The organism is Streptomyces sp. NPDC102451, assembly GCF_044765485.1.
Lineage (GTDB): Bacteria > Actinomycetota > Actinomycetes > Streptomycetales > Streptomycetaceae > Streptomyces.
The window spans coordinates 447,626-460,377 of the sequence record NZ_JBIWKD010000006.1; the positions used below are offsets into that span (position 1 = coordinate 447,626).

Annotated in this window: 9 protein-coding genes and 1 pseudogene; 4 read left to right on the forward strand and 6 right to left on the reverse strand. The window is 69.5% G+C overall.

Annotated features, from left to right (window positions below):
• Nucleotides 1-491 precede the first annotated feature (491 nt).
• Nucleotides 492-3,170 (forward strand): alpha-glucan family phosphorylase, encoded by a 2,679-nt coding sequence (gene glgP, locus ACIRD8_RS17560; RefSeq protein WP_403991727.1) that lies wholly within the window; start codon nt 492-494, stop codon nt 3,168-3,170.
• A gap of 188 nt (nt 3,171-3,358) precedes the next feature.
• A complete protein-coding gene (locus ACIRD8_RS17565; protein ID WP_403991867.1) occupies nt 3,359-5,170 on the forward strand; it encodes a SpoIIE family protein phosphatase in 1,812 nt (603 codons plus the stop codon).
• Between the two features lie 58 nt (nt 5,171-5,228).
• Here the strand turns inward: ACIRD8_RS17565 and ACIRD8_RS17570 are convergent, their stop codons facing one another.
• Together ACIRD8_RS17570 and ACIRD8_RS17575 are read right to left on the reverse strand one after the other, a co-directional pair.
• A complete protein-coding gene (locus tag ACIRD8_RS17570) occupies nt 5,229-7,277 on the reverse strand; it encodes a M4 family metallopeptidase (protein WP_403991730.1) in 2,049 nt (682 codons plus the stop codon).
• Nucleotides 7,278-7,775: 498 nt separating this feature from the next.
• Entirely contained in the window at nt 7,776-8,183 is a 408-nt protein-coding gene (locus ACIRD8_RS17575) for a Dabb family protein (protein ID WP_403991733.1), read from the reverse strand.
• A gap of 110 nt (nt 8,184-8,293) precedes the next feature.
• Here ACIRD8_RS17575 and ACIRD8_RS17580 point away from each other — a divergent pair, with 110 nt between their 5' ends.
• Nucleotides 8,294-8,944, forward strand: coding sequence for a TetR/AcrR family transcriptional regulator (locus ACIRD8_RS17580; protein ID WP_403991736.1), 651 nt, complete (start codon nt 8,294-8,296; stop codon nt 8,942-8,944).
• A gap of 226 nt (nt 8,945-9,170) precedes the next feature.
• Here ACIRD8_RS17580 and ACIRD8_RS17585 read toward each other — a convergent pair.
• Nucleotides 9,171-9,365 (reverse strand): annotated as a pseudogene (locus ACIRD8_RS17585) (IS5/IS1182 family transposase); the annotation flags it as partial.
• Nucleotides 9,366-9,464: 99 nt separating this feature from the next.
• On the opposite strand from ACIRD8_RS17585, the gene ACIRD8_RS17590 reads away from it, so the two are divergent.
• On the forward strand, nt 9,465-10,424 hold the full coding sequence (locus ACIRD8_RS17590) for a hypothetical protein (protein WP_403991739.1): 960 nt from the start codon (nt 9,465-9,467) through the stop codon (nt 10,422-10,424).
• A 114-nt stretch (nt 10,425-10,538) separates the two neighbouring features.
• Here the strand turns inward: ACIRD8_RS17590 and ACIRD8_RS17595 are convergent, their stop codons facing one another.
• From ACIRD8_RS17595 to ACIRD8_RS17605, 3 genes are all read right to left on the reverse strand, one after another.
• Complete coding sequence (locus ACIRD8_RS17595; RefSeq protein ID WP_403991742.1) at nt 10,539-11,573, reverse strand: hypothetical protein; 1,035 nt, start codon at nt 11,571-11,573, stop codon at nt 10,539-10,541.
• A gap of 255 nt (nt 11,574-11,828) precedes the next feature.
• Nucleotides 11,829-12,152 carry a hypothetical protein gene (locus tag ACIRD8_RS17600; protein WP_403991745.1) on the reverse strand — a complete coding sequence of 108 codons (324 nt, stop codon included), beginning with the start codon at nt 12,150-12,152 and terminating at the stop codon, nt 11,829-11,831.
• Between the two features lie 60 nt (nt 12,153-12,212).
• A complete protein-coding gene (locus ACIRD8_RS17605) occupies nt 12,213-12,740 on the reverse strand; it encodes a hypothetical protein (protein WP_403991748.1) in 528 nt (175 codons plus the stop codon).
• Between the last annotated feature and the right edge of the window lie 12 nt (nt 12,741-12,752).

Genomic DNA, 12,752 nt, shown 5'->3' on the forward strand with positions numbered 1-12,752 from the left:
GGGAAACCGCTGTCCTACCGGGGGAGCCTTCCCACCGTTTTCGGGCGGCCAACCCGGTGGTGTGTTAACTCCTGGGTGCAAACGGAGCACGCGCTGTGGGCCGCACGCCGGTCCCCCGGCCGACGAGTGGGCACCCCCGAAGCCTTCCCTGCGGTGAGGGGTGCCACAAGCCCGCGTGAGGTGGGGAAATCAGCCATATCGCCCGTGACGGATGGGTACGTAACTGGCGCATCTGGCCCATGGGGCGGCAGGGATCCCAGGTACCGGCGGGACGCCCGTGACAGGGGTGGCCCGGGAGCCGGAGGAGGGAGGGCGCGCACGGTGCAGCGCCCGGGACCGGGGCGGGCGGAGGGCGCCGGGCCGGACCCACTGAGCCGGTCGCGCGCCGTGGCTGCGCGACACGGCACACCGCTACCGTCGAGGGTGACGGAGAGGGCGCCCACCGTCGTGCGTCCCCTCGGATCCGTACGTCCCCTGTAAAGGTGGGATACGTGAAGGCCATTCGTCGATTCACCGTGCGTCCCGTCCTCCCCGAACCCCTGCGACCGCTCAGCGACCTCGCACGCAACCTGCGCTGGTCCTGGCACACCGAGACCCAACAGCTCTTCCAGGCGGCCGACCCGGAGGGCTGGCGGCCCGCGGACGCCGACCCCGTGCGTCTGCTCGGCGCCGTCTCCGCGGCACGCCTCGCCGAGCTGGCCGGGGACCAGCACTTCATGCACCGGCTCACCGAGGTGTCCGAGGACCTCCAGGAGTACCTCGGCGGCCCGAGGTGGTATCAGGACCAGCTCTCCCAGGGCGCGGAGCTCCCCGCGGCCATCGCCTACTTCTCCCCCGAGTTCGGGGTCACCGCCGCCCTGCCCCAGTACTCGGGCGGGCTCGGCATCCTGGCCGGCGACCATCTGAAGGCCGCCAGCGACCTCGGCGTACCGCTCATCGGGGTCGGCCTGCTCTACCGGCACGGCTACTTCCGCCAGACCCTGTCCCGCGACGGCTGGCAGCAGGAGCACTACCCCGTCCTCGACCCCAACGAGCTGCCGCTCACCCTCCTGCGGGAGGCCGACGGCACCCCCAGCAGGGTGGTGCTCGCCCTGCCCGGCGGGCGCTCGCTGTACGCCTCGGTCTGGCAGGCCCAGGTCGGGCGTGTCCCGCTGCTGCTCCTCGACTCCGACGTCGAGGAGAACGCGCCGGGCGAACGCGACGTCACCGACCGGCTCTACGGCGGCGGCAGCGACCACCGGCTGCTCCAGGAGATGCTGCTCGGCATCGGCGGTGTCCGCGCCGTGCGCACCTACTGCCGGCTGACCGGCCACGCGGCGCCCGAGGTGTTCCACACCAACGAGGGGCACGCCGGGTTCCTCGGCCTGGAGCGGATCCGGGAGCTCTCCGAGACCGGCCTGGACTTCGACGCCGCCCTGGAGGTCGTGCGCGCCGGCACGGTCTTCACCACACACACCCCGGTGCCCGCCGGGATAGACCGCTTCGAGCGCCAGCTCGTGGCCCGTCACTTCGGTGACGACGGCGAGCTGCCCGGGGTGGGCGTGGAGCGGATCCTGCGCCTCGGGCAGGAGACGTACCCGGGCGGTGAGCCCGACCTCTTCAACATGGCGGTCATGGGGCTGAGGCTCGCCCAGCGCGCCAACGGGGTCTCCACCCTGCACGGCGCGGTCAGCCGGGAGATGTTCTCCGGGCTGTGGCCGGGATTCGACCCTTCCGAGGTGCCGATCACCTCGGTGACCAACGGGGTGCACGCCCCGACCTGGGTCGCGCCCGAGGTCCTCCGGCTCGGCGCCGGCAAGTTCGGCTCCGAACGTACGGAGAACGCCCTCGCCGGAGCCGAGGTGGGCCGGGGGACCGGTGGGGAGGGCGGGGCGGCGGGCACCCCCAGACGCTGGGACGCCGTGACCGCCGTCTCCGACCGGGAGATCTGGGAGCTGCGCCGCGGGCTGCGCGAGCAGCTCGTCACCGAGGTGCGCAAGCGGCTCTACGCCTCCTGGCGCAGGCGCGGCGCCGGCACCGCCGAACTGGGCTGGATCGACGGGGTGCTCGACCCGGACGTGCTCACCATCGGCTTCGCCCGCCGGGTGCCCTCGTACAAGCGCCTCACGCTCATGCTGCACGACCGCGACCGGCTCCGTGAGCTGCTGCTCCACCCGACCCACCCGATCCAGATCGTCGTCGCCGGCAAGGCCCACCCCGCCGACGACGGCGGCAAGCGGCTGGTCCAGGAGCTGGTGCGCTTCTCCGACGACCCGCGGGTACGCCACCGCATCGTCTTCCTGCCCGACTACGGCATGGGGATGGCGCAGAAGCTCTACCCGGGCTGCGACGTCTGGCTCAACAACCCGCTGCGCCCCCTGGAGGCCTGCGGCACCAGCGGGATGAAGGCGGCGCTCAACGGCTGCCTCAACCTCTCGGTGCGCGACGGCTGGTGGGACGAGTGGTACGAGCCCGACTTCGGCTGGGCGATCCCCACCGCCGACGGCCCCGCCACCGACGAGGAGCGGCGCGACGAACTGGAGGCCAACGCCCTCTACGCGCTGATCGAGGACCGGGTCGCCCCCCGCTTCTACGACCGCGACGCCGAGGACCTGCCCCAGCGGTGGATCGAGATGGTCCGCCGCACCCTGGTCACCCTGGGCCCCAAGGTCCTCGCGGGCCGCATGGTGCGGGAGTACGTCGAGCGGCTCTACGCCCCCGCGGCGCAGTCCCGCCGGGCGCTGGAGCCCGCGTCCGCCCGTGAGCTCGCCGTCTGGAAGACCAGGATCCGTGCGGCCTGGCCGCAGGTGACGGTCGACCATGTGGAGGCCTCCGCCGACACCGTCGTCGGCGGCTCCGCCGAGCTGGGGTCCACCCTGGCGCTCCGGGTCCGGATCGCGCTGGGCGGTCTCGACCCGGAGGACGTGGAGGTGCAGGTGGTCGCCGGGCGGGTCGACTCCGGGGACGCGATCGCGGAGGCCCAGACGTTCCCGCTGAAGCCGGCGGGCGGCCACGACCTGGAGGGCCGCTGGCTCTACGAGGGCCCGCTCGCCCTCGACCGTACGGGCCCCTACGGCTACACCGTGCGCGTCCTGCCCTCGCACCGGCTGCTGGCCTCGGGCGCGGAACTCGGCCTGGTCGCCGTGCCGAACGCTGCCACGGTCGACGGCGGCGGGGTGATCCTGCGCTGAACTCGTCCGCCCACGGCGGGCCCGGCGTCTCGCGCGCCGGGCCCGTCCCGTGCCCCCACCGGTCCACCGGGTACCGGCAGGGGTGATTTCGCCGTGATCTCGCTAACATGACAGCCCTGCCGGTCCGGCCGCGAGGCCACCGGCATGACAGCGAGGCGTCCCACCGGGCGCGAGTGGAGGTCAGCACGGTGAACGGCGGCGGAGGCCGAGCGAGACGCCTGGCCCGTCGGCTGGCCGCGCAGAACGGCACGTCCCGGCAGCTGCACATCCGCCGGCCGGAACCCGCCGGACCGCCCCGGGGCGACCGCTTCACCACCGCGGCCCGGATGCGCTGGCTCAACACGGCGAGCACCCGGATCGGCACGACGCTCGACCTGGAGCGGACCGCCGAGGAGCTGGCCGCCTTCAGCGTCCCGCGGCTGGCCGACGCCGCCGCCGTCGATCTGCTGGAGTCCGTGCTGCGCGGCGAGGAGGGGGAGCGTGTCACCGGCGCCGCGGTGCCCGTCACCCGTGCCATGGCGGTGCGGGCCATCGACGCGCTGGACGAACTCGAACCCGCCCCGGTGGGCGAGGTGGTCGACCGCCGGGAGCGCCGCGAGACCCTGCTGACCACCGAGTGCCTGCGCAACGGCCGGCCCGTCCTGGTCAGCCGGATGACCGCGGAGGACTACGAGCGCGTCGCGCCGACCCCGAGTGCGGCGGAGGCGATGCGCCGTCAGGGGGTGCACAGCTACATGGCGGTGCCCCTGACCGCCCGAGGGGTCCTGCTGGGCTCCGCCGACTTCGTACGCGCCGGTGACAGTCCGCCCTTCAACCGCGCCGACCTGGATCTGGCGAGCCAACTCGCTTCCATGGCAGCCGTGTTCATGGACAACGCCCGGCTCTACGGGCGGGAGCGCGAGCACGTCGTCTCGCTCCAGCGCTCCCTGCTCCCGCGCGCCACCCCGCACACCCCCGGCCTGCGGGTGCACGCCCACTACGCGCCGGCCGTCGACGCGCACGGGGTGGGCGGCGACTGGTACGACGTGGTGGCGCTCCCCAGCGGGCGCACGGCGCTGGTGGTCGGCGACGTCACCGGCCACGGACTGCCCGCCGCCGCCACGATGGGCCGGCTGCGGACCGTCGCCCGTACGCTCATGATGCTGGACATCGCCCCCGACCGGCTGCTCGCCCGGCTCGACCTGGCCACCCGGGACCTGGAGGACGACCAGGTCGCCACCTGTCTGTGCGCGGTCTACGATCCGGCGGACTCCAGCTACACCATCGCGAGCGCGGGCCATCCGCCGCCGCTGCTGGTGGACGCGGACGGGACCGCCACGTATCCCGACGTGCCGATCGGAGCGCCGCTGGGCGCCGGGGTCATCCCCTACGACCCGCTGAGGCTGCGCGGCCCGGTCGGCGGCCGGCTCGTGTTCTACACCGACGGCCTGATCAAGACGCGCACCGACGACGTGGACGTACAACTGGAGGGGCTGCGCGCGTCCGTGGCCGCGATGACGCCCGAGCAGCTCGACGCCGGCGGTCCTCTCACCTCGCCGCGGCAGGACGACGGCCGGTTCGACGAGGCGGTGCTGCTGGTCGCGGGCGGCCACGAGCTCTCCCCCGACGTGCGGCTGCGGGAGTGGGACCTGCCCACGGACGGCAACCCCGCCTCCACCGCCCGCAAGCTGGTCACCGAACAGCTGGCACGGTGGGACCTGACCGAACTCGCCGACGTGACCGAGCTGGTGGTCAGCGAACTGGTCGGCAACGCCATGCGTTACGGCGGCGGCCCGGGCCGGCTCCGGCTGCTGTGCGACGAGCGGCTCCAGGTGGAGCTGGCCGACACCGGGCCCGACCTGCCGCAGATCCAGCACGCCGACCTCAGCGACGAGGGCGGCCGGGGGCTCCAGCTCATCAACCTGCTGTGCCGCAGCTGGGGTTCGTGCCGCACGGCCGACGGCAAGATCGTCTGGGCGGAGCAGAACATCCCCGGCCGTGGCTCCAGCTCCCCCCACTGACACGGGGGACGGCCCCGGGGGATGGTGCTCCCCGGGGCCGTCCCTGTTCTCTCGGTGCTCAGAAGGTGAGCTTCACGCTGTTGAAGGTGCCGGTGTCGCCCGAGTAGACGTCCTGGACCTTGAGGTTCCAGGTGCCGTTGGCCACCTCGGACGAGGCGTTGACCGTGTAGGTCGCCACCACGTTGTCCGCGGAGTCGCTCGACGAGGAGTTCTTCAGGCGGTACGCCGTCCCGTCCGGGGCGACCAGGTCGAGGACGAGGTCACCGCGGTAGGTGTGGGTGATGTTCACCGCCACCGACAGGGCGCTGGGCGCGTTGCCGGTGACGCCGCTGACCACGACCGGGAAGTTGGTGGTGCTGCGGTCGGCGATGGCCTTGACGGTCGTGTTCTGGAAGACCTTGCCGCCCGGGTCCGGGTCGGTGCCGCCGCCGGGGCGGGAGCCCACGGCGATGCCGGCCCAGGCGTTGGCGACCGCGGTGTACTCGGCGCTCGTGGTGCCGTACAGCTCACCGGCCACGGCGAGGGTGCCGGTGCGGGCCGCGGCGTAGTTCGTGGTCGAGGTGAACTTCGTGGTGAGCGCCTTGAACCAGATCTGCAGCGCCTTGTCCCGGCCGATGCCGGTCACCGGGAGGCCGTCGGACGTCGGGGAGTCGTACGACACCCCGTTGACGGTCTTGGCGCCGCTGCCCTCGGAGAGCAGGTAGAACCAGTGGTTCGCCGGGCCCGAGGAGTAGTGGACGTCGACCGAGCCGAGGCCCGAGTACCAGGAGTCCTTGGAGGCACCGTCCTTGCTCGGCTTGTCCATGTAACGCAGCGGCGTGCCGTCGCCGTTGATGTCGATCTTCTCGCCGACGAGGTAGTCGCCCGGGTCCGTGGCGGTGTTGGAGTAGAACTCCACGCCCGCCGCGAAGATGTCCGAGGTGGCCTCGTTGAGGCCGCCGGACTCACCGCTGTAGTTGAGGCCGGCGGTGTTGGAGGTGACGCCGTGCGTCATCTCGTGGGCCGCGACGTCCAGCGAGGTCAGCGGCGCGAGGTTGCCGCTGCCGTCGCCGTAGGTCATGCAGAAGCAGCTGTCCGACCAGAAGGCGTTGACGTAGTTGTTGCCGTAGTGGACACGGGAGTACGCGCCGACACCGTCGCCCTTGATGCCGGTGCGGCCCATGACGTTCTTGTAGAAGTCCCACGTCTCCGCGGCACCGTAGTGCGCGTCGGCGGCGGCCGTCTCGGTGTTGGAGGCGCTGCCGTTGCCCCAGACGTCGTCGGTGCCGGAGAACAGGGTTCCGGTGCCGGACGTACCGCGGTTCAGGTTGTACGTCTTGTGGCCGCCGCGGGTGGAGTCGGTGAGGTTGTACGAGCTGCCGGAGCCCGAGGTGCCCAGGGTGACCGTGCCGCTGTACTGCGTGTTGCCGGTGCCGTTCTCGATCGCCTGCCACTCGAAGAGCTTCGCGCCCGAGGAGGCGTCCGTGATGACGTGCAGCTCGTTCGGGGTGCCGTCGTGCTGGAGGCCGCCGACCACGGTCTCGTACGCGAGCTGCGGGGTGCCGCTCGCCGCCCAGACGACCTTGCGCGGGGCCGTGGAGGCCTCGGTGCTCTTCGAGCCGTCGGCACGGGCCGCGGTGAGCGCCTGCTTCTCGGCGGTGGCCGGCGCGACGTCCGCCGTGGTGCCGACCGCCTTCAGCTGGGCACCGGTGGCCTTGGAGGCCTTGGTGACGCCCTCGGTCGTCCCGGACTTCGACTCGGCCACGACCAGGTCGCCGCCGAGGACGGGGAGGCCGTCGAGGGTGCGCTCGTAGCGGGTGTGCGTGGTGCCGTCGACGTCCTTGACGACATCGCGGACGACGAGCTTCTCCGTGGACCCGAGGCCGAGCTCCTCGGCGGTCGCCGCCTTGGTGGAGTTGGCCTCCTTGAGCAGCTCTGCGCGCTGGGAGGGGCTGAGCTTCGCGGGGAGCGCGCCGGGGTCGGCGCCCTTCACCGCGGCGGCGGGGGCGGCGCTTGCGCCTTCGGGGGCGGCCGTTGCGGCACCGCCCTGCATTCCGACGGCGAGAAGAGCGGTTGCGGCTATCAGAGCGCCGGTCGCGGTGGCACGACGGCTGGGCGTGGGTCTCACGCGGACTCCTTCTGCGAGGGGGGTCACGGCCCGCTGGGTGAGCGGGCCGGCAGAGCAGGCGGTGCGCGGAACGGAGGAAGAGTGTCAGTCGGAGCAGGGGCGTGTCAGGACCGCGTCAACACATTGGCCGGAACTCGTCCGTTGCCGGAATGGTCATGTTCGTTAAGCGGACGTTTCGCCGTGTGTCATCCGTGTGGCGGGTGGGGTTGATGGGGTGGTCATCTTCCGTACACCGCAGGGCAGAGAGGGGTTTCCGTCGGTAGCCGCAGCGCTCGGGGCGGGTGCGCGGAAGCGGGCGGGGCCCACGGGCTGAGACGGTGCGAGGTATGGCCAATTCCGGGTCGGGGTCCGGAGATCCCGTCGTACGGTGTCAGCCCTCCGGCTGACGCGGCGAGCGCGGCCCGACCGGTCGTCTCACTCCGGAGGGGCGGGCGCCGCCGTCGAAGGCGCCCCGGGCCGGGCTCTCCCCCAGGGCCCGGGGCGGGTCGGCCGTCTCCGTCAGGCTTCGGTGGAGATGTGTACGTCGGGGATGGCGTCGAGGAGCCGGCCCCACTCCGGGTACGTCGCCACCTTCTTCAGGTGCATCGCCATGATCCTCTCGCCGAGGCCGGGGTCCATGTCGTCGGACAGCCGTACGGCCGACAGCCTCGCGAGCCGGGGGAGGATCGTGGAGTCGCCTTCGAGGTGGACCGGGTCGTACAGATACCGGTCCAGCGCCTCCAGGTCCTCGACCCCCGCGCAGTAGGTGTGGGTGAAGCCCTCGGCGGGGTCGCCGAGATCCTGGCCCACGACTCCGAACGCGGCCGACTCCACGGTCGACGTTCGCCGCATCGCGGCCAGTACCTCCGCCTTCTCCTCCTCGGTCGTTCCGTCCTTGAAGCTGAAACGCAGGATGTTGACGATCACTGGATCCCCTTCCGTGGGGCGGGCGTCATGTTTCGGGCGTCACTATTGAACTGATGAGTTCAATTTAGTGGTCCAGTGGGTTCAAAACAAGGCGGCGGTACGCTGCGGAGGTGACAGCAGCGACCACTCCGTCCGGGCGGACGGCGCCCCGGGGACGTATCGACAAGCGGCAGGCGATCCTCGACGCCGCCTTCACCGTCTTCGCGCGCCGGGGGTACGAGAACGCCTGCGTACAGGAGATCGCCGAGGAGGCAGGCGTCGCGAAGCCGACCGTCTACAACCACCTCAGGGACAAGGAGAATCTGTTCCGGCACGCGATCGAGGCGGCCGCCGACACGGTGATGGCGGAGAACCTCGCCGTCGCCGACCGGCTGCGGGCCCCCGGTGACGATCTGCGCGCCGCCCTGGAGGACACGGCGTACCGGATGCTCCAGGTCTGCTGCGGAGAACGCGCCCGCGCGCTGCGGTGGCTGACGTACGCCCAGGTCGCCGGCTTCCCCGACCTGATCGAGGCCGTCCAGGACCGCACCCAGGGGCGGCTCGGCGAGGCACTGGCGGACCGGCTGGCGCGTCTCTCGCTGGCCGGCCGGCTGCGCCCCTGCGACCCCGAGCGGGCGGCGGAGCAGCTCCTCGCCCTGCTCACCGGACCGATGGAGGCGCGCTCCCGGCTGGGCACCCGCACGGTCCCCGCCACCGAGACGCGCGCGGTGGCCGAGGCCGCGGTCGACACCTTCCTGCGGGCCTACGGGCCGGCCGCCTGACCGGCCCGGGGACCTCCGTCCGGCCGGCCCGTGTAGGTTTCGCCTTCTCGTGCGCACCGACACCAGCGGAGATGTCAGATTCCGCGTGAAGTGAGCACAGTGAGCGTCGGTTCTCCGTGCGCAGAAGGCACCCTGCTAGGCAGGCAGCCTGTCGCAGTCAGTGACGGCTTCTGCGGGCCGTCGCTGCCTGGCCTGCGGGGAGGTCACGGTTGACGGTGCGCTATGAGGTGAGTTCGTTGTGGGGTGGGCGTTTGAGGCCGGTGGTTACCCGAGGGCCTGCGCCCTGGTAGGTGCGGTCGGCGAGGATCGGGGAACTCTGGTGCTTGCAGATCCGGATGATGTGATGGGCGCTGGCCGCGGTCAGGTCGTGAGTGCGGCCCGGCACAGTAGGTGAGAGCAACAGCTGGCAGTGCGGGTCCGTGGCCTGGTTCATCTTTGAGTGCAACCAGACGCCTGTCTGAGAGGTCTGGTATTGAGGGGCAGCTCGGTGCATGTCGAGCCCAACCGAATGCGAGGCTTGATGACCAAGATCGTCTACCTGGATCAGAACCATTGGGTCACAATGGCCCAGGCGCGTGTTGCGCCTGAGAAAATCCAACGCGCCGACGAGCGGCAGGCCGCTGACGTTTTGTGGGGCCTGGTCACCGCAGACCAGGTACGGCTGCCGCTGTCCAGCGCTCACCTGGTCGAGACGGTCCATGCTGGCGACCGGGAGCGCCGTCGCAACCTCGCGAAAGTCATGCTGGACGCCTACGGCGGGTGGCACATGCTGAACCCGTTGGTCGTACGGCGCTATGAGTTCGCCGGCGGCTTCGGAGGCCCGGCGCCGACTGCATCGGATGTCTTCACCACTGCTGCGCAGTCACCGTTCTTTACCTATGTGCCGACTATCAGCGACGCAGCCCGTGAACAGGTGCAGTCGTTGGCGACCAGCATCGTCTGGCGGGCGGCGTGGGCGAGTCTGCTGCTGGAAGAGACGCTTTCGAAGGAGGAATTGAATGCCACGGCGGGCGTCATCGATGGATGGGCTGCCGTCCCGGCTGCACTAGCCCAGTACATGCGCGATCATCCGGCGGAACGCGACATGCGCTTGATCACGGTCACGTACCTGCTCGGAGATCTCAAGGTGGACATCGCGCAGGCCTGTGTGCTGACTGGCATCAGCAATGACGAACTGGCCCACCATCTTCAGCCCGAGAACGTGGTGGGCTTCTTCAGCCAGCTACCCTTCACCGGCAGGGTGCTGGAAATCATCCAAGCCCGTCTGCGTAACCCCTCGGATAAGTGGGTCAACAACGACCTGAACGACCTGCTCTTTCTTGCCTGCGCTGCGGGCTACGCGGATTACGTCGTCGCGGAGAAGAAAACTGGCCACTACCTACGTGAGGCCGATAGGTATGCCGTCCCGGGGGCGTCAGTCCACCTCAACCTGCGCTCACTCGTCGAAGCCCTGCAGACCTCAGACCAGCCGAGCTGGTAGTGCACGACCGACCCTGTCTCACGATCCCACCTCTCGTCCGCGGTCGGCTTGGTCTCGGCGCCTTGCCTCCGTAGCCCGGAGTGTGGCAGTCAAGTCTGCACCGACGGAGTCTAGTTAGGACAAGGAGTTCGGGTTCGTAGAGGCATCCTCGATGGTGATTGAGTAGACATGTTGGTAACCGTCCATGTGGGGCTGAGGCTTGGGGTGCGAGGTTGTCCCCTTCCTGTACCGGGCTCCGCACCGGAAACAAAGACCAATCTCGATTTCGAGAGCATCTGCTGTCGAGGCTCCCAGAACCAGCAGCGCCTCGTCGTGCCCATCCTCAGCACAGTCGTCGCACCTGTACCAGAAGAGGCCGTCGTGGTCCTTGAGGACTGTAGAAATGTATGCACCCGCCAGCTCGTGCGCACTTGGCCACTCGGCGTAGCAGAACCGGCAGTGTGGATGTCTCCCCACGACTACGGCAGGCTGCCGGCAAGCGGGGCACAGCACAGTGCGTTCCTGCTGGTCCGCAAGTTCCGCGTCCACCTTGCGCATGCGGTTCTTGACTAGGGTGTCGATACGGCCGAGCTGCGTCTGAATGAGTCGCATTGTCCTGTCGTACTCGCCGCCGAACTGGCTGCTGGAGTTCCTGTCGTAGAGCTCCTGAGCGATGAAGTCCACCAAGAAGCTGAGCACGCGTGTGGCTTGCGCCTCCACCGCGTAGGCCGAGGCTGAGTGGCCATAGTGGGTGAATGCGTTGCGCGTCTGGGTCAATTTGATGATGGCTGATCGGCTCGCCTCGTCAATGTTTACGCCAGCGATCTCGCGTAGCCGGGTCATGGCTCCCTCGATAGTTGTGCTGGAGAAGCTGCCGTCGGCGAAGTCCTTTGCTGTTGCCTTCGCGGGGTCCTTGAACACAAGGCTCCAGTGCTCACGTACGAGTCGCGCCTTCAGGAGCACCTCCACCGCGGCGTGCAGGTGCAGGACTGCGTACTTGAGGTCACGGTCCGATGGCAGTGCTTCGAAGGTCAGATGTTCAACGGCACTGAGGAGGAAGTCCATGCCGTTGCGGACCGGTCGGAACTCGATGTCTGGCCGTACAGGGCGTCTCATTCCAGCGGGGTCCCGTTCCTCGCCCTCGCGTGGCTGGGGTGGCTTGTTCGTCAAGACACTGCTTTCGGGTCAAGGGTGAGCTGGTCATCGTTCATCGACCGTGGAGTACGCACTGAGCCAGGGCTGAGCCTCCTCTGTACCCATGGGCGGTTCCCCATGCTGGACTGGGCAAGGGCGTGCGCGATGGACTGCTGAACGGCGTATGGGCCTTCGTTGTGGGTGTCATCGAGGACGTTGTCGGTCTCGCTCACACCTCCGGAATGGCTCCAGAGGGCTCGATCGCGGTTGCCGATCCTGCTTGTAGTCGCGCTAGTCACTGTGCACGCTGTGCAGGTGACTGGAGGGGCTTTCGTCTGGGAAGGCCATGACGAGCTGGTTGATTGCAGCTGCGAGGCCTGGTAGCAAGGTTCGGGCGCCGCTCTCGTTCGGCATGGTGAACCCCTCAAGACGGAAGTTCATCGCCCACCCCTGCAGGGATGAGTCGTCCCGCTGAGCCTGCTCGCTTGCGGCGTCGTACAGGTCGAGTACTCCAAGTAGAGCGTCACAGATCGGACCGGCTAGTGTGCCGTCGTTCCGGGCCTTGGCGATGTCCTCACGCATGCCGGTAGCGCGCCGTTCGGTGAGGTCGAGCATAGGTTGCCTGGTCACGGCTGCACTCCGAGGTCGGAAGGGGGGCACCGAAGGTCGTTGCTCTCAGACATCGGTTCCGCCCCGCTCAAGGAACTTGCTGGCTTCGTCCGCGATGCTTGCCTTGCCGCGAGCCTTCTTCACTGTGGTACGGCCTGTGGATTCGGGGACGCCGTCGCTGCCGACCCACACGTACGGAGAGGTACGTTCGTCGTCGACCCGCATTGCGATCTGGATGTCAAGGGTCTTGAGGTGACTGGCGGGCGCTGCAGCGTAGATAGTGGCTGTGGCCCGGCGGAGAGGGTATAGGCGAAAGTCCTTGATCCAGGCAGAGCCGTACTCGTCGAGGAAGACACTGTGGCCATCCTTGCCTGCACGTATCTGGGCTTCGTCATCAGAGAGCCGAAGGTCGAAGTACTCCTCGGCGCGGTTCTCGACGGTGACTTGCACGCTGAAGTACGTCAGGCCCTTTGCGTCGTCGTCGCGGCCCCTGGCGGGGACGACACCCTTCTTGAGGCTGTGCACTCGGATGCGGAGCCCCGTGAAGCCCTCGTCGTACTCATGCCAGTCCCCGATGACATTCGGATGAAGCACGCCCGTCCCCCC